The 21,813-nt window shown below is 69.2% G+C and carries 26 protein-coding genes; 15 read left to right on the top strand and 11 right to left on the bottom strand.

All coding sequences use genetic code 11. From position 1 onward, the window contains the following. The first annotated feature begins 225 nt into the window (after positions 1-225). Positions 226-1,146, top strand: coding sequence for a heme o synthase (locus OED01_RS08750; protein WP_264157943.1), 921 nt, complete (start codon positions 226-228; stop codon positions 1,144-1,146). 68 nt (positions 1,147-1,214) lie between these two features. Here OED01_RS08750 and OED01_RS08745 read toward each other — a convergent pair whose 3' ends face one another. Both OED01_RS08745 and OED01_RS08740 read right to left on the bottom strand, forming a co-directional pair. Next, entirely contained in the window at positions 1,215-1,610 is a 396-nt protein-coding gene (locus OED01_RS08745) for a hypothetical protein (RefSeq protein ID WP_264154898.1), read from the bottom strand. Positions 1,611-1,681: 71 nt separating this feature from the next. Then, positions 1,682-2,767: a COX15/CtaA family protein gene (locus tag OED01_RS08740; RefSeq protein WP_264154897.1), complete on the bottom strand. Its 1,086-nt coding sequence runs from the start codon at positions 2,765-2,767 to the stop codon at positions 1,682-1,684. 230 nt (positions 2,768-2,997) lie between these two features. Here OED01_RS08740 and sufB point away from each other — a divergent pair, with 230 nt between their 5' ends. From sufB to OED01_RS08700, 8 genes are read left to right on the top strand one after another with little or no spacing between them, the layout of a single operon-like run. Continuing rightward, a complete protein-coding gene (sufB, locus tag OED01_RS08735; protein WP_264154896.1) occupies positions 2,998-4,416 on the top strand; it encodes a Fe-S cluster assembly protein SufB in 1,419 nt (472 codons plus the stop codon). Then, positions 4,417-5,622 (top strand): Fe-S cluster assembly protein SufD, encoded by a 1,206-nt coding sequence (gene sufD / locus OED01_RS08730; RefSeq protein ID WP_264154895.1) that lies wholly within the window; start codon positions 4,417-4,419, stop codon positions 5,620-5,622. Then, on the top strand, positions 5,619-5,945 hold the full coding sequence (locus OED01_RS08725) for a non-heme iron oxygenase ferredoxin subunit (protein ID WP_264154894.1): 327 nt from the start codon (positions 5,619-5,621) through the stop codon (positions 5,943-5,945). Before sufD ends, OED01_RS08725 begins: the two co-directional genes overlap by 4 nt. Further along, positions 5,946-6,716: a Fe-S cluster assembly ATPase SufC gene (gene sufC / locus OED01_RS08720; protein WP_264154893.1), complete on the top strand. Its 771-nt coding sequence runs from the start codon at positions 5,946-5,948 to the stop codon at positions 6,714-6,716. It abuts the gene before it with no gap. Positions 6,717-6,725: 9 nt separating this feature from the next. Next, positions 6,726-7,055 (top strand): metal-sulfur cluster assembly factor, encoded by a 330-nt coding sequence (locus tag OED01_RS08715; protein WP_120228536.1) that lies wholly within the window; start codon positions 6,726-6,728, stop codon positions 7,053-7,055. 1 nt (position 7,056) lies between these two features. Beyond that, positions 7,057-8,205, top strand: a complete 1,149-nt coding sequence (locus tag OED01_RS08710; protein WP_264154892.1) for a MalY/PatB family protein — start codon at positions 7,057-7,059, stop codon at positions 8,203-8,205. Further along, on the top strand, positions 8,202-9,578 hold the full coding sequence (locus OED01_RS08705) for an MFS transporter (RefSeq protein ID WP_264154891.1): 1,377 nt from the start codon (positions 8,202-8,204) through the stop codon (positions 9,576-9,578). Before OED01_RS08710 ends, OED01_RS08705 begins: the two co-directional genes overlap by 4 nt. Further along, positions 9,575-9,895, top strand: coding sequence for a CHY zinc finger protein (locus OED01_RS08700; protein ID WP_264154890.1), 321 nt, complete (start codon positions 9,575-9,577; stop codon positions 9,893-9,895). Before OED01_RS08705 ends, OED01_RS08700 begins: the two co-directional genes overlap by 4 nt. On the opposite strand, the gene OED01_RS08695 is transcribed toward OED01_RS08700, so the two are convergent. From OED01_RS08695 to OED01_RS08675, 5 genes are all read right to left on the bottom strand, one after another. Further along, positions 9,849-11,159 carry an acyltransferase family protein gene (locus OED01_RS08695; RefSeq protein ID WP_264154889.1) on the bottom strand — a complete coding sequence of 437 codons (1,311 nt, stop codon included), beginning with the start codon at positions 11,157-11,159 and terminating at the stop codon, positions 9,849-9,851. The genes OED01_RS08700 and OED01_RS08695 overlap by 47 nt on opposite strands. A gap of 100 nt (positions 11,160-11,259) precedes the next feature. Next, positions 11,260-11,928, bottom strand: a complete 669-nt coding sequence (locus OED01_RS08690) for a response regulator (protein WP_264154888.1) — start codon at positions 11,926-11,928, stop codon at positions 11,260-11,262. Continuing rightward, complete coding sequence (locus OED01_RS08685) at positions 11,925-13,301, bottom strand: sensor histidine kinase (RefSeq protein WP_264154887.1); 1,377 nt, start codon at positions 13,299-13,301, stop codon at positions 11,925-11,927. The genes OED01_RS08690 and OED01_RS08685 overlap by 4 nt, the downstream gene beginning before the upstream one ends. Positions 13,302-13,306: 5 nt before the next feature. Beyond that, positions 13,307-13,981, bottom strand: a complete 675-nt coding sequence (locus OED01_RS08680) for a DedA family protein (protein ID WP_264154886.1) — start codon at positions 13,979-13,981, stop codon at positions 13,307-13,309. Positions 13,982-14,017: 36 nt separating this feature from the next. Next, entirely contained in the window at positions 14,018-14,656 is a 639-nt protein-coding gene (locus OED01_RS08675) for a TetR family transcriptional regulator (RefSeq protein ID WP_264154885.1), read from the bottom strand. Between the two features lie 64 nt (positions 14,657-14,720). On the opposite strand from OED01_RS08675, the gene OED01_RS08670 reads away from it, so the two are divergent. The 5 genes from OED01_RS08670 (at position 14,721) to OED01_RS08650 (ending at position 18,925) form a co-directional block, all read left to right on the top strand. Next, a complete protein-coding gene (locus OED01_RS08670) occupies positions 14,721-15,290 on the top strand; it encodes a biotin transporter BioY (protein WP_264154884.1) in 570 nt (189 codons plus the stop codon). Beyond that, positions 15,280-15,972, top strand: coding sequence for an energy-coupling factor ABC transporter ATP-binding protein (locus tag OED01_RS08665; RefSeq protein WP_264154882.1), 693 nt, complete (start codon positions 15,280-15,282; stop codon positions 15,970-15,972). Before OED01_RS08670 ends, OED01_RS08665 begins: the two co-directional genes overlap by 11 nt. After that, positions 15,969-16,562, top strand: coding sequence for an energy-coupling factor transporter transmembrane component T (locus OED01_RS08660; protein WP_264154881.1), 594 nt, complete (start codon positions 15,969-15,971; stop codon positions 16,560-16,562). Before OED01_RS08665 ends, OED01_RS08660 begins: the two co-directional genes overlap by 4 nt. A 91-nt stretch (positions 16,563-16,653) precedes the next feature. Continuing rightward, entirely contained in the window at positions 16,654-18,252 is a 1,599-nt protein-coding gene (gene abc-f / locus OED01_RS08655; protein WP_264154880.1) for a ribosomal protection-like ABC-F family protein, read from the top strand. Between the two features lie 46 nt (positions 18,253-18,298). Then, positions 18,299-18,925: an HAD family hydrolase gene (locus OED01_RS08650; protein WP_264154879.1), complete on the top strand. Its 627-nt coding sequence runs from the start codon at positions 18,299-18,301 to the stop codon at positions 18,923-18,925. Positions 18,926-18,960: 35 nt separating this feature from the next. On the opposite strand, the gene OED01_RS08645 is transcribed toward OED01_RS08650, so the two are convergent. From OED01_RS08645 to OED01_RS08630, 4 genes are read right to left on the bottom strand one after another with little or no spacing between them, the layout of a single operon-like run. Next, positions 18,961-19,776 (bottom strand): SURF1 family cytochrome oxidase biogenesis protein, encoded by an 816-nt coding sequence (locus tag OED01_RS08645; protein ID WP_264154878.1) that lies wholly within the window; start codon positions 19,774-19,776, stop codon positions 18,961-18,963. After that, a complete protein-coding gene (locus OED01_RS08640) occupies positions 19,773-19,967 on the bottom strand; it encodes a hypothetical protein (RefSeq protein WP_264154877.1) in 195 nt (64 codons plus the stop codon). The genes OED01_RS08645 and OED01_RS08640 overlap by 4 nt, the downstream gene beginning before the upstream one ends. Beyond that, positions 19,964-20,314 (bottom strand): DUF3099 domain-containing protein, encoded by a 351-nt coding sequence (locus OED01_RS08635; RefSeq protein WP_264154876.1) that lies wholly within the window; start codon positions 20,312-20,314, stop codon positions 19,964-19,966. The genes OED01_RS08640 and OED01_RS08635 overlap by 4 nt, the downstream gene beginning before the upstream one ends. Positions 20,315-20,364: 50 nt before the next feature. Next, on the bottom strand, positions 20,365-20,985 hold the full coding sequence (locus OED01_RS08630) for a DUF4190 domain-containing protein (RefSeq protein ID WP_264154875.1): 621 nt from the start codon (positions 20,983-20,985) through the stop codon (positions 20,365-20,367). 103 nt (positions 20,986-21,088) lie between these two features. Between OED01_RS08630 and fabG the strand changes: the two genes are divergently transcribed. After that, a complete protein-coding gene (gene fabG, locus OED01_RS08625; RefSeq protein ID WP_264154874.1) occupies positions 21,089-21,799 on the top strand; it encodes a 3-oxoacyl-ACP reductase FabG in 711 nt (236 codons plus the stop codon). Positions 21,800-21,813: the final 14 nt, after the last annotated feature.

The raw sequence follows: 21,813 nt of genomic DNA, 5'->3' as shown, positions 1-21,813 counted from the left end.
TCGAGGGCGCCCGAATTCCCTGGCGCATCCGCATCGTCACGGAGAGGTGCACAGCGCCGGGCGCGCGAGTGGTTTTCAGCATAGCGGTGATGATTCGCTCACAATGCGTGTCTTACGGAGTGAGGTAACAAAGAGGTTCGCGGCCCGGAACACGGCGCGGAAACGGCGTGGCGGCACGGTTGACGTAGACTGGATCCGGTATGGCGCTTTCGCGCGGAGGAGGGGATCGAGATCTCGACGCACACGCAGTCGGTCGCACCTGAGCGGTCGCTCGGACGCACGGTGAAGGCGTATGTCGCCCTCACGAAGCCCCGCGTCCTCGAGCTTCTGCTCGTGTCCACCGTCCCGGTGATGTTCCTGGCAGAGGGCGGCCTCCCCGATCTCTGGCTCGTGCTGGCGACGGTGATCGGCGGCGCGATGAGCGCCGGCTCGGCCGCCGCGTTCAACATGTACCTCGATCGCGACATCGACGCACACATGCACCGGACCGAGAACCGGCCGCTCGTCACCGGCGAGGTCACGCCGCGAGGCGCGCTCATCTTCTCCTGGACCCTCGCGGTCGTCTCGACAGTGTGGCTCCTGCTCACGACCAACTGGCTCGCGGCGACGCTGTCGGCGGTCGCGATCTTCTTCTACGTCGTGATCTACACGATGATCCTGAAGCGACGGACAGAGCAGAACATCGTCTGGGGCGGCATCGCCGGCTGCTTCCCGGTGCTCATCGGCTGGTCTGCGGTGACCGGCTCGCTGGACTGGCCCGCCTTCATCCTCTTCGTCCTCGTGTTCCTGTGGACGCCGCCGCACTACTGGCCGCTGTCGATGAAGTACAAGGACGACTACAACGACGTCGACGTGCCCATGCTCGGCGTGACCCGGCGCGCGTCGCAGGTCGGCCTGCAGGTCATCCTGTATGCATGGGCGACGGTCGCGTGCTCGCTGCTGCTGATCCCAGTCGCGGACATGGGCCTGGTCTACTCGGTGTCGGCTCTGGTCTTCGGCGGCTGGTTCATTTACGAATCGCACCGTCTCTACAACCGCGCCGTCCGGGGGACCGAGCCGCGTCCGATGCGCGTGTTCCACGCGTCGATCACGTACCTCACACTGATCTTCGTCGCCGTCGCGGTCGATCCGCTGCTGCCCTTCTGACTCACACGCAGACGCGCCCGCATCCGATCGGATGCGGGCGCGTCTGCGTGTTCGGCGGATCGCCGTGATCAGCGGGTGGCGTGCGCCGGCTCGTCGACGTCCGCGGCCGTCGACGCACGAGGGTCGACGGCCGATTCGACCGTGTCCTCGCTGTCGGTGTCTGCGCTGGTCCAGTCGATGGTCTCGACGACCTCGACGCTCGGACGCGGGAGGAGAGCCTTGGCCGCGGCGAGGGCGAGGGCGAGGAACAGTCCGATGATCCCGCCTGCGACGAGCGCGCCGCCGAAGACGACCCATGCCTGGCCGGCGTACACCTCGACCCCGGTGGCCGTGCCGTCCAGGAGCGTCGTGGTCATCACCCCGATTTGATCCGTGGTGATCCATGCGCCGAGTCCCAGTGCGGCGAGGGAGAGCACCAGCAGAAGCCAGTACGGGATGCTGCGGGTGAGTGCGGTGTTCTTCATGTCAGCCACTGTGGGCGACGCGACCATGAGCGGGTTATGTCCCCGCTATGAGCCAGGTGTGCGTCCGGCGCTCAGGCCGCGTCGGCGACGGGACGCTTGAGGTTCAGCACGACGACGGTGTAGGCCGCGGCGGAGAGCGACGCCAGCACCATGTGGATGCCCACGAGGATCTCGGGAAGCCCGTCCCGCGCCTGCCACACGCCGACGGCGATCTGCACGACGATCGCGCCGGCGAGCACGAGCAGCCAGCCGCGGACGGGGAGCCTGCGCAGCCACGCCCACGCGGTGAGCACCACGACGAGCGCGGCGAGGATGTACCCCGGCCAGGAGTGCACGTGCGCGAGGACGGTCGCGTCGAAGCCGGTGCGGATGATGCTCGCATCGCCCGAGTGCGGGCCGGATCCCGTCGTCAGGACGCCGAAGAAGATCGTCGCCGCCAGCGCGAGCCCCGTGACGTGCGTGACGACCGCGAACGGCCGGGGCACCGCGAGCGTCCGTGGTCCGGGGGCCGCATACAGGCGGACGAGGTAGGCCGCGGTGACGCAGACCAGCAGGAGAGAGGAGACGTAGTGGAAGCCGACGACGAAGGCGTTCAGGTCGGTCACGACGGCGAGTCCGCCGACGACGGCCTGAGCCATGACCCCGGCCAGCACGACCCACGCGAGCGTCACCAGGTCACGTCGTCGCGTGGTGCGGCGCAGCGAGTCGAACATCGCGATGACCACCGCGATCAGCAACGCGCCCGAGAAGAATCCGAACGCCGGCAGTCCGAACGGCGCTGTCACGGCGAAAGCGATGACGGCAGCGACGATGCCTCCGCCCGCGAACCAGAGTGCGCGCTTGACGAGCGCCGCGCCGCCGATCGCCGCGAGAGTGAGCAGGAGCACGGCCAGCGCGAGCAGACCCACCACGCCGGTCATGGTCCGGTTGCCGAACTCGATGATGCCGTGGATGCCCTGTTCCGGCAGCGGCACGAGGGATTCGGGGGTGCACAGCGGCCATTCCGAGCATCCGAGGCCCGAGCCGGTCAGCCGCACGGCGCCGCCGGTGCCGATGATGATGACCTCGGCCAGGAACGAGAGCCAGGCGAGCACGCGCAGCGGCCTGCCGATCACGATCCGGGTGTCGGCGGACGGCGTGGCGGAACTCGTGAGCATGGTGCCTCCGGCTCGCGCTCTGTCACCGGCGGCCCGGAGGACAGGGGGAACCTGTAGAATCGGATTGTTGCGATGCGCGCATACCGCGCGAGATGCATCACCAACAGTTTAGGCGCGATGAACGCGTCGTGATGAGGGCCCCGCAGCGGCATCCAACCCCCGGTCACTCGACGGGGCTACGGCATGCCGGAGCGGATGACACCGCCAGGGCCCGACAAGGAGAGTGTGAGATGTCGGATGTGCTGATCGACCGCCCGGAGCTGGATGGCCTGGGGGTGTACGAATTCGGCTGGCACGATGAGGACGCCGCCGGTGCCGTGGCCAAGCGCGGTATCTCCGAAGAGGTGGTCCGCGGGATCTCGGCTCTCAAGAGCGAACCCGAATGGATGCTGAAGACCCGTCTCAAGGGGTATCAGCTCTTCGGGCGCAAGCCGATGCCGACCTGGGGCGCCGACCTCAGCGACATCGACTTCGACAACATCAAGTACTTCGTCCGCTCCACCGAGAAGCAGGCGCAGACCTGGGAGGACCTCCCGGCCGAGATCCGCGAGACGTACGAGCGCCTCGGGATCCCCGAGGCCGAGCGCCAGCGCCTGGTCGCCGGCGTCGCGGCGCAGTACGAATCCGAGGTCGTCTACCACCAGATCCGCGAGGACCTGGAGGAGCAGGGCGTCATCTTCATGGACACCGACACGGCGCTGCGCGAGCACCCCGAGTTCTTCGAGGAGTACTTCGGCACCGTCATCCCGGCCGGTGACAACAAGTTCGCGGCTCTGAACACGGCCGTCTGGTCAGGCGGATCGTTCGTGTACGTCCCCAAGGGCGTGCACGTGGAGATCCCGCTGCAGGCCTACTTCCGCATCAACACCGAGAACATGGGTCAGTTCGAGCGGACCCTGATCATCGCCGACGAGGACAGCTACGTCCACTACATCGAGGGTTGCACGGCGCCGATCTACAAGTCGGACTCGCTGCACTCGGCGGTCGTCGAGATCATCGTGAAGAAGAACGCCCGCGTCCGTTACACGACGATCCAGAACTGGTCGAACAACGTCTACAACCTCGTCACCAAGCGTGCCGTGGCCCACGAGGGCGCGACGATGGAGTGGGTCGACGGCAACATCGGCTCCAAGGTGACGATGAAGTACCCGTCCATCTACCTGATGGGCGAGCACGCCAAGGGCGAGACGCTCTCCGTCGCCTTCGCCGGCCCCGGCCAGCACCAGGATGCCGGCGCGAAGATGATCCACATGGCGCCGTACACGCAGTCCTCGATCGTCTCCAAGTCGATCGCCCGCGGCGGCGGCCGCGCCGGTTATCGCGGCGAAGTCCGCGTCGACGCGAACGCGCACCACTCCGCGAACACGGTGCGCTGCGACGCACTGCTCGTGGACACCAAGTCCCGCTCCGACACGTACCCCGCGATCGACATCCGCGTGGACGACGTGCAGCTCGGCCACGAGGCCACGGTCTCCAAGGTCAGCGAGGAGCAGCTGTTCTACCTGCAGTCCCGCGGCATGCCGGAGGACGAGGCGATGGCGATGATCGTGCGCGGCTTCATCGAGCCGATCGCGCGCGAGCTGCCGATGGAGTACGCGATGGAACTCAACAAGCTCATCGAGATGGGCATGGAAGGATCGGTCGGCTGAATGGCGGCCCAGGCGACAGCGCCCGCTGAGGCGCAGGACACGAACGCGCACATCGACCCCGCCGCACAGGTCGCGGACGCCGGATTCGTCCCGGTCCAGACCCGCTCGGAGCGACCGCGGTCATTCGAACCCGACGACTTCGGCATCCCCAGCGGCCGCGAGGTCAACTGGAAGCACACGCCGACCGCGCGTCTGAAGCCGCTGTTCGCGGTGGCGGCGCAGAACGACGGCGTCACCTACGAGACCCTCAGCGGTGCCGAGTTCATCTCGACCCCGTTGGCGGCGGGCACCGCACCGCGCGGGGAGTTCTTCACCCCGGAGGACGTCGTCTCGGCCATCGCGTGGCAGGGCTCGGCCGAGGGCCTGCACGTGCGGATCCCGCGCGAGCAGGAGGTCGCGGAGCCTGTGGTCATCTCGATCACCGGTCAGGGCGCCGAGCGCCGCGCCGACGCGCACATCGTGATCGAGGCGCTCGAGCACAGCTCTGCCACCGTCGTGCTGCGCCACTCCGGTTCGGCGCAGTACGCGCAGAACGTCGAGATCATCGCCAGGGCGGGTTCCCGCCTTTCGGTCATCACGGTGCAGCAGTGGGAGGACGACGCGGTGCACGCGGCATCCCACCAGGCTCGTGTGGACGCCGATGCGCAGCTCAAGCACTTCGTCGTCACCTTCGGCGGCGGCGTCGTCCGAGTGAACCCGAACCTCGAGCTGAGCGGCAACGGCTCTGAGGGCCGGATGTACGGTCTCTCCTATGCGGACGCCGGGCAGCACTTCGAAAGCCAGGTGTACCTGCATCACAAGGGCGCGCACACCGCCGGCGACGTGCTCTACAAGGGCGCGCTGCAGGGCGAGAGTGCGCACAGCGTGTGGATCGGCGACGTGCTCATCGGACCGGATGCCACCGGGACCGACTCCTACGAGGCCAACCGCAACCTGGTGCTCACCGAGGGCGCCCGCGCCGACTCGATCCCGAACCTCGAGATCCAGACCGGCGACATCCTCGGCGCCGGCCACGCGAGCGCGACGGGTCGCTTCGACGACGAGCAGCTGTTCTACCTGCAGGCGCGGGGGATCACCGAGGAGGAGGCGCGGCGGCTCGTCGTGCTCGGCTTCCTCAGCGACATCGTCCAGCGCCTCGGCATCCCCGCCCTGGAGGCGGAGCTGCTCGTGGCCGTCGAGGCCGAGCTCGCGGCGGTGAACGCATGAGCGCGCAGCGTGCGTGCGGTCTGAGCGAACTCGAGCCGGACGCCCCGAGGCGCGTCGAACTGGACGGCGTGCCGATCGCGATCGTCCTGGACTCGGAGGGCACGGTGCATGCCATCGGCGACACCTGTACGCACGGCGACATCTCGCTGTCCGAGGGCTTCGTCGAGGGCGACACGCTGGAGTGCTGGGCCCACGGCTCCGCGTTCTCGCTGTGCACCGGCAAGCCGCTCAATCTCCCCGCCTTCGAGCCCGTTCCGGTCTACGTCGTCGAGATCGACGGCGACGACGTGCTCATCGACCCCACTGTCATTAAGGAAGTCTGAATGTCTGTTCTCGAGATCCGCGACCTGCACGTGACGGTCGAGACCGATGCCGGGACCACCCCGATCCTCAACGGCATCACGCTCACGATGCGCACGGGCGAGACCCACGCGATCATGGGGCCCAACGGCTCCGGCAAGTCCACGCTGGCGTACACGATCGCCGGCCACCCGAAGTACACGGTGACCTCTGGCTCCATCACCTTCGACGACCAGGACGTCCTGGCCATGAGCGTCGACGAGCGTGCGCGCGCCGGCCTCTTCCTCGCCATGCAGTACCCGGTGGAGATCCCCGGCGTGACGGTCACCAACTTCCTTCGCACGGCCAAGACCGCGCTGGACGGCGAGGCGCCGTCGATCCGCTCCTGGACCAAGGACGTCAAGGCCGCGATGGGCAACCTGCGCATGGACCCGAAGTTCGCGCAGCGCAACGTCAACGAGGGTTTCTCCGGTGGCGAGAAGAAGCGTCACGAGATCCTGCAGCTCGAGGTCCTCAAGCCCAAGTTCGCCGTGCTCGACGAGACCGACTCCGGTCTGGACGTCGACGCGCTCAAGATCGTCTCCGAGGGCGTCAACCGCGCCAAGGAGTCCACGGGCCTGGGCGTGCTGCTGATCACGCACTACACCCGCATCCTCCGCTACATCCGCCCGGATTACGTGCATGTGGTCGTCGCCGGCAAGATCGTCGAAGAGGGTGGCCCAGAGCTCGCCGACCGTCTCGAGGACGAGGGCTACGACCGCTTCCTCGACCCCGCGGCACCCATCGAGGCGTAGGCTGAGGGCATGACCGCGACGCTTGCCCCAGAGAAGTACGACGAGGTCACCGAGGCTCTCAAGGACGTCATGGACCCCGAGCTCGGGATCAACGTCGTCGACCTGGGCCTGATCTACGATCTCGCCTGGGATGACGAGAACGATGCTCTCGTGATCCACATGACGCTCACCAGCGCCGGCTGCCCGCTGACCGATGTGCTCGAAGAGCAGACCGCGCAGGCGCTGGACGACGTCGTCGAACGGTTCCGCATCAACTGGGTCTGGATGCCGCCGTGGGGCCCGGAGCGGATCACGGACGACGGCCGCGACATGATGCGCGCCCTCGGCTTCGCCATCTGACATGGTGCGGGTGACCGCGCTCTCCCTGGAACAGCTGCGCGAGCGCTCCAGCGAGAAGTGGCGGGAGTACCCCGCAGACGTCCTGCCGCTGTTCGTGGCGGAGACGGACTTCCCGCTGGCGCCGGAGATCACGCGCGCTCTCGAGCGCGCGGTGGCCATCGGAGACACCGGCTACATCGCCTCGCACACCCCGCTGCCCGACGCGTTCGCGGGTTTCGCATCGCGGCGCTTCGGGTGGGCCCCCGACCCATCGCGGATGCGGCCGACCGCTGATGTCAGCATGGGGATCGTCGAGATCCTGAGACGGGTGACTTCCCCCGGCGACCGCGTGATCGTGAATCCGCCGGTGTATCCGCCCTTCTACGAGCTGGTGACCGAGGCGGGCGCCATCGTCGAACGCGTTCCGCTGAAGGACACGGGCTCCGCCTGGGAACTCGATTTCGACGGCATCCGGGATGCTCTGGTCGCCGGTGCACGCGCGATCCTGCTCTGCAATCCGCACAATCCGACCGGAACCGTGCACAGTGCCGCCTCGCTCGCCGCCCTCGCGGAGCTGGCCGCGGAACACGGCGCCGCGATCGTGTCCGACGAGATCCACGCGCCGCTGGCGCAGCCCGGCACCGGGTTCACGCCGTTGCTGTCGGTGTCGGACGCCGCGCGGCAGATCGGCTACGCCGTGGTCAGCGCGAGCAAGGCGTTCAACCTCGCGGGCCTCAAGTGCGCGCTGATGGTCACGGCATCCGATCCGACGACGCGCGTGATACGGACTCTGCCCGTCGAGGTCGAGTGGCGCACCGGGCAGTTCGGCCTGCTCGCCGCGGTGGCGGCGTTCTCCCCGGCCAGCGATGACTGGCTCGACGGCCTCCTGGTCACACTCGATCAGAACCGGCGGCTGCTGGCTGATCTGCTCGCCGATCGTCTTCCCCGAGCCCGCTATCGGATCCCGGATGCCGGGTACCTGGCGTGGATCGATCTTACCGACCTCGGCTGGGGCGAGAACCCCTCCCGTCGGATCCTGCGCGAGGCCAAGGTGGCGCTGCACTTCGGACCGGCCTTCGGCGCAGAGGGGGCCGGGTATGTGCGGCTGAACTTCGGCACCGGTCCCGAGATACTCACCGAGGCGATCGAACGGATCGCGGCGCTGACATGAGCGGTCCGGAGGCAGCTGCGGACGTGGAGGCGTCCATCTGGGATCGGCATCGCCGCTGGGTGACCCTCGGCGCCGTCGCACTCATCTTCCTGGCGGCGATCGAGGCGCTGGCGGTCACGACCGTCATGCCCGTCGTCAGTGCTGCCCTCGACGGCGAGTCGTTGTACGCCGTCGCGTTCGCCGGCACCCTGGCGACCAGCGTGATCGGCATGGTCGCCAGTGGTGCGGCCTCCGATGCCAAAGGTCCGCGCGGCGCGCTCTACGTCTCCGTCGCGCTGTTCCTCGTCGGGCTCGTCGTCTCCGGGGCCGCCGTGACGATGCACCAGTTCCTGATCGGGCGGCTCATCCAGGGCCTCGGTGCCGGTGGGCAGACCGTTGCGTTGTACGTGGTGGTCGCGCGGCTGTATCCCGCGCATCTGCACGGACGCGTCTTCGCCGCCTTCGCCGCGGCCTGGGTCGTGCCGTCGATGATCGGGCCGTTCCTGGCCGGCGCGATCGCCGACTACCTGGACTGGCGCTGGGCGTTCCTCGGGGTCGCCGTGCTCACCGCCGGCGCCTTCGCGATGATCGCGTTCCGGCTGCGCGGCGTCGAACTGGGCGGCGGCGAGCCGTTCCGGCGGAGCGTCGTCGCGGTCCGGCTGGCGCTGTCGGTCCTGGTGGCCGTGGCGGCAGTCGTCGTCGCGTTCTCGGCGGATGCGCCGCCGTCGGTCGGATGGCCGGCGGCACTGGTCGCCGTCGTCGTGATCGGGTTCGCGATCCGTCCGCTCGTCCCACCGGGAACGCTGCGAGCGAAGCGCGGCCTCGCGAGCGTGGTGCTCCTGCGGGGCGTCGTCGCCGGTGCATTCTTCGCCGCGGAGGCGTATATCCCGTACCTGCTCATGGAGCGGTTCGGGTTCTCCGCGACGCTCGCCGGCATCGCCCTGACGTTCGCGGCGTTCGCCTGGGCCGGAGCGTCCGCCCTGCAGGGGCGGTACGGCGATCGGCTCGGCAACACCAGGATCACGGCCATCAGCCTCGGGCTGATCCTCGTCGCGCTCGTGGTCGTGCTGGCGACGGCGGTGCTCGGCCTCTCACCGATCATCGTGGTGATCGGCTGGGCGTTCGGCGGGGGAGGGATGGGCCTGCTGTACCCTCGCCTGACCGTGCTGACGCTGGCGTACTCCGACGCGGGCAACCAGGGCTTCAACTCCTCGGCACTGTCGATCTCGGACGCCGGCGGCTCGGCGGTCGTGATCGCACTCGCCGGCCTCGGCGTGGCGACGCTGGGCGGTGGTGCGGACGCGTTCTGGATCGTCTTCGTGTTCGCCATCGTGCTCGTGGTGCTCAGCGCCATCCCCGGATTCCGCCTCGGGCATGCCGCGGAGCAGCCGTGACCCGACCGGTGGTGCTCGGTGCCGTCGTCGACGCGCAGACGCGCTGCGTGCACTACCGCGGCCCCCTCGACATCGTCGCGATCCGCTTCGCCTGCTGCGGCGGATGGTACCCGTGCCTGCACTGCCACGATGAGGTCGCCGACCACGCCATCCGCCCGTGGCCGCTCGACGCCCGCGACGAGCAGGCCGTGCTCTGCGGTGCCTGCGGGGCCACCCTCGCGATCGGCACGTACCTGCGTGTCGAGCAGTGTCCGTACTGCGCCGCGCCGTTCAACCCCGGATGCGCGCTGCATCATTGCGTGTACTTCCGGATGTGACCGACGCGCGCGCCGTCCGCAGCGCGAGCAGGATGAGCAGCACGGCGATCAGCGCTGTCAGGGGATTCGTCCCGACGACGAGCAGCAGGACGACGGCGTTCAGTCCGATCAGCGTCGCCACGGTCAGGCGCCTGCCGGAAGCTGCCGCAGGGGTGCGCCTGGTCTCGAGCACGGCGAGCGGGACGGAGACGAGCGCGGTGATGCCCAGGACGGTCGCCAGCCACAGCGGGCGGGTCAGCCACCATTCGGAGCCGCTCGGTTCCGGCAGTGCCGTCTGGGAGGCGATCGCGAACAGCGCGGCGCCGCCGGCCATCGCCAGCAGCACCGGCATGTGCCAGAGGTAGACCGTCATCGCGCGCGCGTTCACGAACCGCTGGAACGCCGCGAGGCCGGGACGACGGCTCCACGCCGACAGGCGATCGCGGAACAGCGACAGCAGCATCGTGTGCGCGATTCCGACGAGCAGCAGCGCGGTCGTCGGCGGATTGATGTTCGCGATGAGATCGGGGGAGTGGATGCCAGCGGCCATGGTCGTCGCCAGGACGACGACGCCGGTTGCCGCGACCACGATCCGGGTGCGGCGGTCGAGCGCGTCGATCCGGCCGTCGGCGAGGAAGAAGCCGAGTTGCTGCAGCGCCAGCCACGCGAACGCCAGGTTCAGGAAGCCGAACCCGTCGACTCCCGTCGACAGCCGCAACGCATCGACGGCGATGGCCGCAAGTGTCAGCGTGCCGATGGTGACCAGGGGGAATCGTTCATGGGCGGCGGCGAGAGCCGGCAGCAGCGCCTGGCAGAGCAGGAACACGCCCAGGAACCACAGCGGCTGGCCGTAGCGGTACCCCGCGATGTGCAGCAGATCGGCAGGGACGCCGACCGCGGCCAGCACGAGGAGCGCCGCGCCCACGGTCGCGATCACGGCGAGGGCGGGGATCAGCAGCCGCTGCAGCCGCCCGGCGACGAATGAAGAGGCCGTGCCGCCCTGTGCTCGCGCCCTCCGGTACGCGGTCCACCCCGCGAAACCGCCGATCACGAAGAAGAGCGGCATCACCTGCATCAGCCAGCTCAGCGGACTGATCCACCACGTCCCCTCCGAAGCGTTGGCGAACAGCGGGCCGTCGTCGGTGACGGTCACACCGACCATGAGGGCGTGCAGGACGACGACAGCGACCACGCAGAGGGCGCGCACGAGATCGATTCCGGTGTCGCGCACCGAGGGGAACGACGGGGCGGGTGCGGCAGCGGTGCGCTGCTCGACGGTGGTCACAGGGGGCCTCCTCAGGTCTGTCCCAGGAGGCTATGGAGCCGGTGACCGGCTGCACATCACCCCGTGGTGTCGACGGACGCCCTACGGAGGGGTGAGGTTCTCAGGCAGGTTCCACCAGGCCCGCGTCGTACGCGAAGATCACGGCCTGCACGCGGTCGCGGGCGCCGATCTTCGCGAGCACCTTGCCGACGTGCGTCTTGACGGTCTGCTCCGCGATGAACAGCTCCCGCCCGATCTCGACGTTGGACAGCCCCTGCCCGATGTGAACGAGGACTTCGCGTTCGCGCTCGGTGAGATCGGCGAGCTGCGCGCTCGCGCGGGAGGCACGCGGCTTCTGGGCCGCGAACTGCGCGATCATCCGCCGGGTCACGCTCGGGGCCAGCAGGGCGTCACCGGCGGCGACGACGCGGACGGCCTGAACGAGCTCCTCCGGCAGGGCGTCCTTGAGCAGGAACCCGCTGGCGCCGGCCTGCAGCGCGTCGTACACGTAGTCGTCGATGTCGAACGTCGTCAGCATCACGATCCGCGGGATCTTCGCCGCGGGGTACGACGCGCCGAGGATCCGTCTGGTGGCCTGGATGCCGTCGAGCTCCGGCATCCGGACATCCATGAGGATGACATCGGGATCGAGGCGGGCGGAGAGCGCGACGGCTTCAGCGCCGTTCGCGGCCTGCCCCGTCACGCGGATGCCCTCGTGCGCGTCGAGGAGCGCGGCGAAGCCCGCCCGCACCATGGCCTGGTCGTCGGCGATGAGGACCTCGATCGTCACGCGGAGCCTTTCTGCGGGGGAGAGGAAGGATGACGGGGGAGCGCGGCGGTCACGGTCCAGCCGCCCTGGGCATCCGGCCCGGCTTCCACGCTACCGCCGAGCAGCGCTGTGCGCTCGCGCATGCCGCGCAGCCCGTGGCCGCTCGATGACGGCGCCGTTTCGGCGACAGGGCTGTTGCGGACCGCGACCGTCACAATGTCCTCATCCGCTGTCACGACGACGGTGACGGTCGAGCCCGGCGCATGCCGGACGGCGTTGCTCAGCGACTCCTGGGTGATGCGGTACGCCGCGATCTGCGTCGCGGCGGCGATGTCGCCGCTGATCGCCATCGACAGGCCCACTTCGGCCCCGGCACGTCTGGTGGTCTCCACGAGACCGGGGATGTCGTCGATCCCGCGCTGCGGGGTCAGCTCGGCGGTGTGGTCGTCCGTGCGCAGGATGCCCAGGATACGGCGCATCTCGACGAGTGCGGAGCGTGCGGTGCCGGCGATGTCGTCGAACTCCTCCACCGCCTGCGGGGCGAGGTCGGGCACGCGATAGCGCGCCGTGGAGGCCTGCACCTGGATGAGGGACATGCTGTGCGCGACGACGTCGTGCAGTTCCCTGGCGATCCTGGTCCGCTCTTCGACGAGCTCGCGCTTCGCCTGCTCCTGAGCGGTGAGCGCCCGCTCACGGGTGAGCTCGTGTCCGACGCGGAGCCGCCCGGTGATGAGCACGGCGATCAGGTACAGGCCGCCGACGACCGAGGTCGTCACGATGAGCGAGTTCCCGCTCGTGAAGCCGGGAAGCATGAGCGCGGCAGTCAGCCCTGCGGCTGTCCCGGAGGCGAACATCACCAGTCCGGTGCGCCAGCCGTGCTGGAACGTGGGGGCGACGACCGCGACGACGAACGCGAGCAGCATCGGCACCGACCACGGCCACGGCAGGGCGAGCGAGACGTCCCGCGGCACCATCAGCGCCATCAGCAGCGCCGAGGCCGCGAACAGGATGATCGCCAGGGTCGGCTGACGCGTCGAGACCAGCGGGGCTGCGACCAGCGGCGCGGCGAGAAGCATCGTGAAAGCGACGGGACTGCCGTACTCGGCGGCATGCACAGGGACGAGCACCGCGTACAGGGTGACGGCGATCACCGACAGGATGACGAGCATCACCGTCTGGCGGTCGCGCATCCAGGCGGGGAGCCTGGCGAGACGCTTCTCCCGCCGGCGTGCGCGCGCCTGCTTCCGGGCCTCGGCCTTCTCCTGCGCGGCGAGTGCCTTGCGCTGGGCCCTGTCGTGAGCTGCCTGAGCGCGGCGCGCCCGCCGCTCCTCCGCGGCATCGCCGGACGACGGGCGGTCGCCCGTCGTCCGGTCCTGGTTGCGCTTCACCGCCATGGGAGTCATCCTCCCACCTCGGTGAGCGCGGGCGCTGACGCGTCAGCGGCGGAGCGGGAGTTCGTGGGGGCGGGCAGAGCGTTCCCGCGGCGACGACGCCGGTACGCCGAGATGCGATCGATCGTGAAGCCGATGATCAGGGCGAACGCCACGCCGAACACGGCGCTCAGCAGCGGCTGGTCCTCGAGCCAGTGCCCGGCGAGGAGCCCGATGCCCGCACTGTACGCCGCCCAGCTCAGACCGCCGAGGGCGGAGAGCGGGAGGAACCGCCGCCACGGGTACTGCAGTGCGCCGGCGGACATGTTGACGGCGACGCGCCCCACCGGGATGTAGCGGGCTCCGAGGATGAGGCCGGCGCCGTTCGTCGTGAGGGTGCGCTGCGCGCGGTCGAACGCGGCGGCCACCCGAGGGCGCCGCATCCATGCGAAGCGCTTGGTTCCCAGTCCGCGTCCGATCGCGTAGGCGATGTTGTCGCCGATCATCGCACCGATCGCGGCGACGCCGGCCAGGAGCAGGATGTTCGTGCCGCCCGTGGATGCCGCAGCCGCAGCCGCGGCGACCAGGACGGTCTCGCTCGGGATGGGAGGGAAGAACCCGTCGATGACCGCAGTCGCGAACATGACCAGCAGCAGCCAGGGGGAAGCCGCGGCGGCGAGAATGAGATCGTTGACCAGGTCCATGCCACTGACGGTATGGAACGGGCGCCCTCCGACACATCACTCCCTGGTATCGACCGTGTCATACCTCAGAGGGGTCTTCGGATGCGTCGGTGCCGCGTCGATGCCACGCAGGAAGAGCATCACCCCGTCGTCGAACCTCGCGGAGACGTCGCCGGTGGTGTCATCGCCGTCGAGCCGGGTGGCGCCGAGGCTCTCGGCGTGCAGCCGCTGCTGGACGAGCAGCGCGTGTCCGATGACGAACTGCAGCAGCGTGGCCGCGGCGGTGTCCGGGTCGAGCGAGGCCCTTCGTCGCAGGACGGCACGCAGGTGGGCCTGCGTCCTGCCCACGCCGAACCCGAGCGCGTACGAGCTCAGCACGACCTCGGCGCCGTCTCGGAACGCGAGCAGCGCGTCGCGGATGCCGCGGGCGGCGTCCAGCACGTCGGCATCCGTGGCCCCGGTCTCGTCAGGCGCGGATGGGATGCGGGCGAGGATGCGCTCTGCGATCGCGCCGAGCATCTCCTGCTTGCTGTCGAAGTGCCAGTACAGGGCGCTCGGCTGGATGCCGAGCTCACTCGCGAGCCGGCGCATGCTGAGGTCGGGGAGTCCGACCTCATCGAGCAGCCGCAGCGCGGTTGCGGTGACGCTGTCGCGATCGTGACGCCCCGAGTGATCGGAGTTGCGTGCGGCCATCATGCTCTCACTATACTGAACGCCGTTCAGGTGAACAGTGTTCAGGAAGCGAAGACCGAGGAGAGACATGACCGACAACCGAGGCGACACCGGTCGCGACCTGGCCCGCATCGCGATCTTCGCGGCGCTCATCATCGTGCTGGGCATGGTGACGGTGCCGCTGCCGACCGGTGTGCCGATCACCGGCCAGACACTGGGCGTGATGCTGGCCGGAACGGTACTCGGTCCGCGTCGCGGGCCGCTCGCCGTCCTCCTCGTGCTCGTGCTGGCCGCGATCGGTCTGCCCGTGCTCGCCGGCGGTCATGGCGGCATCGCCGTGTTCGTCGGCCCCACCGCCGGATACCTCATCGGCTGGATCGCCGGCGCGTTCGTCACGGGCCTCATCGCGCGCAGCGGCCGGATCTCCTGGTGGCGGACGGGGATCGCGACCGTGGTCGGTGGGATCGGCGTGGTGTACATGTTCGGCGTTCCCGTGCAGGCGGCTGTGATGGGGCTTGCGCTCGGCCCCACCGCGCTGTCGAGCCTGATCTTCCTGCCGGGCGACCTGCTGAAGGCCGCAGCGGCCACCGTGCTCACGCTCGCCCTGCGGCGCGCCTATCCGCCGGCGTTCGGCATCCGAGCCGTCCGTGCAGCCTGACACCCGGCTCTCGGAGATCGAGCTGCGGTCGGTCTCCGTCCGGTTCGACGGCAAAGATGTCCTGACCGCCGTCGACGCGACACTCTCCGCCGCGCGCATCGCGGTGATCGGTGCGAACGGATCCGGCAAATCGACGTTCGCCCGACTGCTGAACGGACTCGTCGCACCGACATCGGGGAGCGTGCGCGTCCTCGGGCTCGACACGGTCGACGACCGAGCGGAACTGCGCCGGCGCGTGGGGTTCGTCTTCACCAACCCCGATGCGCAGATCCTCCTGCCGACGCCGGCCGAGGACCTCGCCCTGTCGCTGCGGGGCCGCGACCGGCGCGAGGTCGAGCACCGCGTCGCGCAGACTCTCGCCGAGCACGGCCTCGCCGCCCACGCGGACACCCCGGCCGCCGCCCTCTCGGGCGGACAGAAGCAGATGCTGGCGCTCGCGTCCGTGCTGATCACCGAGCCGGACCTCATCGTCGCGGATGAGCCGACCACGCTCCTGGATCTGCGCAACGCGCGACGCATCGGCGAACTGCTGCTCGAGCAGCAGGCGCAGCTGGTGCTGGTCACGCATGACCTCGACCTGGCGGCGCAGTGCGATGCGGCCGTGCTGTTCGACGACGGGCGGATCGCGGACGTCGGCGAGCCGGCGGACCTCATCAGAAGGTATCGGCGGCTCAGCGCGTGAGAACCCTCTATCGTCCGGGGCCCAGCATCCTGCACCGCCTTCCGGCGGGCGCCAAGCTCGCCGCACTGGCGGTGCTGACCCTCGTGCTGGCGCTCTACCCGCATGATGCGACGAGCGTCGCCATCGCGCTCATCGCGGTGGCTGCGCTCTACGCGGTGGCACGGATGCCCGCGTACGTCTTCCTCTCACAGGTGTGGCAGCTGCGCTGGATCGTCCTGGTGCTCGGCGGCATGCTGGTCGTCTTCACCTCGTGGCAGCAGGCGATCGTCAACAGCGGCCGTGTGGTGGCGCTGGTGCTGCTGGCCGGGCTGCTCACAGCGACGACGCCGATGGGCGCACTCCTCGACGTGCTGACGTGGATGCTTCGGCCTCTCCGGCGCTTCGGCGTCGACGCGGATGCCGTGGCCATGAGCGTGTCGCTGACCATCACGATGATCCCCGTCGTCGCCGGATTCGCCGCTCGGGTGCGCGAGGCGCAGCAGGCGAGAGGCGTCCGCCTCGGCATCCGGGCGGTCGTTCCGCTGTTCGTCCTCACCCTGCGCCACGCCGACGACGTCGGCGACGCCCTGGCGGCTCGTGGACTGACCTGAACGGTACCGGGGGAGCGCACAGCCTGCCCGATCTATACTGGGAGGCTGGCCCCTTGGCCGCATCCACCCCCTGACGAAACGGACGTCCGCTGTGCTTGCCGTGCACGAACTCGAGATCCGCGTTGGCGCGCGCCTGCTGATGGAGAACGTCTCGTTCCGTGTCGCGAACGGGGACAAGATCGGCCTCGTCGGGCGCAACGGCGCGGGCAAGACCACCCTGACGAAGGTGCTGGCCGGCGACGTGCTGCCCTCCGGCGGACAGGTCACCCGGTCCGGAGAGCTCGGCTACCTGCCGCAGGACCCGCGCACCGGCGACCCGGAGATGCTCGCCCGCACCCGCATCCTGGATGCCCGAGGACTCGGACAGCTCAACATCGGCATGGCGGAGGCCTCGATGGCGATGGGATCCGACGACCCCGCCGTCGCCGCGAAGGCCATGAAGCGCTACGCGAATCTCACCGAGCGCTTCGAAGGGCTCGGTGGCTACGCGGCCGAGGCCGAGGCCGCATCGATCGCGAACAACCTCTCGCTCCCGGACCGGATCCTCGACCAGCCGCTCAAGACGCTGTCGGGCGGTCAGCGCCGACGCATCGAGCTGGCCCGCATCCTGTTCTCCGACGCCGACACGATGATCCTCGATGAGCCCACCAACCACCTCGACGCCGACAGCGTCGTGTGGCTGCGCGAGTTCCTCAAGAACTACAAGGGCGGGCTGATCGTGATCAGCCACGATGTGGAGCTCGTCGGCGAGACGGTCAACCGGGTCTTCTACCTGGACGCCAACCGCCAGATCATCGACATCTACAACATGAACTGGAAGAACTACCTGCGTCAGCGCGCCGCCGACGAGGAGCGCCGCAAGAAGGAGCGCGCCAACGCCGAGAAGAAGGCGACGACCCTGCAGCAGCAGGCCGCCCGCTTCGGTGCGAAGGCGTCCAAGGCCGCTGCGGCGCACCAGATGGTCGCCAGGGCCGAGAAGCTGCTGGCGGGTCTCGAGGATGTCCGCCAGGTCGACCGGGTCGCGAAGCTGCGCTTCCCGAAGCCCGCCCCCTGCGGAAAGACGCCTCTGATGGCATCCGGGTTGTCCAAGTCGTACGGCTCGCTGGAGATCTTCACCGACGTCGATCTCGCGATCGACCGCGGATCCAAGGTCGTCGTGCTGGGCCTGAACGGTGCGGGCAAGACGACACTGCTGCGCATGCTCGCCGGTGTCGATGAACCGGACACCGGGCAGCTCGAACCGGGCCATGGGCTGAAGGTGGGCTACTACGCCCAGGAGCACGAGAACCTCGACGTGTCGCGGTCCGTGCTCGAGAACATGGTCTCCGCCGCGCCACACATCACCGAGACCGAGGCACGCAAGGTGCTCGGCTCGTTCCTCTTCACCGGCGACGACGTGCTCAAGCCGGCCGGGGTGCTGTCGGGCGGCGAGAAGACCCGTCTGTCGCTCGCTACGCTGGTCGTGTCGTCGGCGAACCTGCTGCTGCTCGACGAGCCGACGAACAACCTCGACCCGGCATCGCGCGAGGAGATCCTCGATGCGCTGGCGCACTACGAGGGCGCCGTGGTTCTCGTCTCGCACGACCCCGGTGCGGTGATGTCGCTGAACCCCGAGCGCGTGCTGATCCTCCCCGACGGCGTCGAGGACATCTGGAACCAGGAGTACCAGGAGCTCATCGAACTCGCCTGAGCGAAGCCGCATCTGCGGTGTCGGATACCGCGGCTAGGGTCGAGGGATGCGCGACGTCGGAATCGAAGCGGTCTGCTGGGACTGGAACGGCACGCTTCTGGACGATGCCGAGATCTGCCACCGCACGATGAACGAGGTCCTCGTCAGGCGTGGGCATCGGCCGATCCCCACGTTGAAGGAGTACCGCGCCCGGTTCCGCTTCCCGATCCGGGCGTTCTACGCGTCGGTCGGCATCGGGGCCGATGAGTTCGCGGAGGCCGCCGACGAGTACCTCGGCCTGCTGCCCGGCCGGATCGCAGCGGCACGGCTGCATCGGGATGCGCGGTCCACCGTGGTGGGTGTCGCCGACCGCGGCATCCGGCAGGTACTCGCATCAGCGACGCTGTCGGCGGTGCTCGCGGAGCAGATGCGCCCGCACGATCTGTCCGGACACTTCGAGAACGTCCTCGGGATCGGCGACGTGTACGCCGCGTCGAAGGATGCCGTGATCGCGGAGTGGGTCCGCGGCGTCGGCATCCCGCCGGAGCGGATCCTCCTCATCGGCGACACCAATCACGACCAGGAGATCGCGGCGGCTCTGGGCGCGCGATTCGTGCACTTCGCCGGAGGCCATCAGCACATGGACGGTGCCGCGCAGATCACGGCGCTGCGCGAGGTGCTCGACCTGATCTGACGCCGGACCCTCCGGCCGCACCGCGCCACCCGCGCTCAGCGCGTCGCGTCGAGCAATTCATCCTCGGCATCCGCATCGGCATCCCTGCGCCTCGGCCGATTCGGCGCGGCAGGCCGACCTTCGACCTCCTCGCGGTGCTTGGTGATCTCGGTGCGGATGATGTACGCGATGAATACGAAGCCCATGATCGCGAACAGGATCCACTGGATCGCGTACGACAGGTTCATGCCGGGGTCGGCCGTCGGCCTGTCGAATCCGCCGAGCGGTTCCGTCGCGGGCGTCTCGCTCACGAGCTGCCCGTAGGCCGCGGTGATCGTGTCCTCCTCGGTGAGGCGTTCCGCGATGCTCGGTACGTGGATGGTCGGCACCTGGCCCTCCGGGGCGCCGCGACCCGAGGAGGGCAACGGTTCGCTGGGGCGGAGCCGGACGACGACCTCGACCTCGCCGGACGGGGACGCTGGCACGGCATCCGGTGCGTCGCCTTCGCCAGGCGGAACCCAGCCGCGATCGACCACGACGATACGACCGTCATCGGCACGGAACGGGACGAGCACCTCGAACGCGCTCGTCCCGCCGTGCGGACGGTTGCGCACCAGCACCTGCTCGTCCGCGAGGTACTGGCCGGACACCGCGACCGGGCGCCATTCGTCCTGCGGGTCGAGAGCACCGTCCGCGCCGACCAGATCGTCGATCGGTACCGGGTCGGCGTCGTGATTGCGGTCGATCAGTTCGAGCTCCGCCGCCCGGGCCTCGCTGCGTTCGAACTGCCAATGCGACAGGAAAGCGCACGCCACGGCGAATCCGATCGCGACCAGGACGTAGACGCTCCACCGGACGAATCGACTGCTCACTCCGACACCCCCGCCTGAACGGTGACCGGGAAGTCGCGCGCGCGAAGGTAGTCGCTCAGGAACCCAACGTGCTCGTCGCACGCGAGCCAGATCTTCTCGCGGTCGGCGGCGTGGATGCGCGGGTTGCGCCAGACGATCCGATGCGTAGCCGTGCTCCGGCACGCCGCGCGCGAGCACTCCAGATCCGTCACGATTCGCGGTTCCGGTCGGCTTCGGTGATCCGGATGACGGTCGGCTCCGACGGTTGCGCGGGCGGGGCCTCGAGCGGCGCGTCCAACGCCTGCTGCGGCGTCTCGGCGCGCGACACGGTGCTGTCGCTGCCTGCGTTCGCGCCGACGACGGCGATGTAGGGCAGGACGGCCGCGGCGATGGCGAACACCCACGTGTACCAGCCGTACGGCGTCACGAACAGCGTGAGCGCGAAGCAGACCATCCGGATGCTCATCGAGATCAGGTAGCGGCGCGTGCGCGAGTCAGCCTCGACCTTCGGCGACTGCGGAAGCGAGGTGACGGATGCGGCGTCACGGGAGCGTTTCACGATGCATCCAGCCTACGCCGCGCGGACGCCCTTCGGCGTCGCGGTGCGGATCAGATGAAGAACAGCGGGAGGAAGCTGAGGGTGCCGAGGAAGAGCATCGAGAAGACGATGATCACGACAGTCACGAGAAGGAACGCGATGCCGATGTAGCCCAGCACGAGGCCCGCGATGCCGAGACCCTTGCCGCCGATCGAGGGGTCGCGTCGGATCTGGTTGAGACTCATGTGCCCGGTGATCACTGCGACGATCGACGCCACCAGGGGGAACACCAACGCAGCCAGGACGAGTCCGGCGATTCCGCAGATCAGCGACGCGATGGCGAGCGGACTGTTGGGGCGCGGCGCGTACGCGGGAGCGCCGTAGCCGGGTGCAGGGTACCCGGGAGCTCCGTAACCGGGTGCCGGGTAGCCGGACGCCGCGTAGCCGGCGGGATAACCGGGTAAGGGCTGACCTGGCGCGGGATCCCCGGGGGAGAGGGGGCCGGTCGGAACGACAGCGGTGCCCGGCGGGTACTCCGGGTGCGCGATCGGCGCGGGAGCCGAGGGCGTCGGGTACGGGTTCGTGACCGGCGCGGCATACGCCGTGGGCGGGGAGGCCGCGCCGGGATGGAACGGCGCCGGGGGCGGCGTTCCCGGCGCGGGAGGCGGAGTGGGGATGCTGTCGTCGCTCACGCGGTGCCTTTCGTCAGGGACAGGCTGGCAGTCACCGCAGACGGTGTCAAACGCCCCGATAGGATTGCCACGCCCGAGATCGAACGAGCAGGAGTGCTGACAGATGAGTGAAGGACGCGTCGTCCTGGTCACCGGAGGAAACCGCGGCATCGGACGTGCCATCGCCGAGCGCTTCGTGCGCGACGGCTATCGCGTCGCGGTGACGGCGCGCAGCGGCGAAGGCCCGGAGGGCACTCTCACCGTCCGCGCGGACGTGACCGATGCGGCGGCTGTCGACGCCGCCTTCAGCGAAGTGGAGAACACGCTCGGTCCGATCGAGATCGTCGTCGCCAACGCCGGCATCACGAAGGACACCCTGCTGCTGCGCATGACCGAGGACGACTTCGACAGCGTCGTCTCGACGAACCTCGGCGGCTCCTTCCGCGTCGTCAAGCGTGCCTCCAAAGGCATGCTCCGTGCGCGCTTCGGCCGTGTCATCCTGATCTCCAGCGTCGTGGGCCTCTACGGCTCAGCCGGTCAGATCAACTACGCCGCATCCAAGAGCGCACTGGTCGGCTTCGCCCGATCGCTGACCCGCGAGCTCGGCGGACGCGGCATCACCGCGAACGTCGTCGCACCGGGGTTCATCGAGACCGACATGACGGCCGAGCTGCCGGAGGAGACCCAGAAGCAGTACAAGGCGAACATCCCGGCCGGCCGGTTCGCGACCGCGGATGAGGTCGCCGGTGTGGTCACCTGGCTCGCCGGTGACGATGCGGCCTACATCTCCGGTGCAGTCATCCCCGTCGACGGCGGTCTCGGCATGGGGCACTGACGCCACCGTCGCAG

Source organism: Microbacterium sp. M28, from assembly GCF_025836995.1.
Lineage (GTDB): Bacteria > Actinomycetota > Actinomycetes > Actinomycetales > Microbacteriaceae > Microbacterium.
This window is presented reverse-complemented; position numbering and strand designations above follow the sequence as displayed.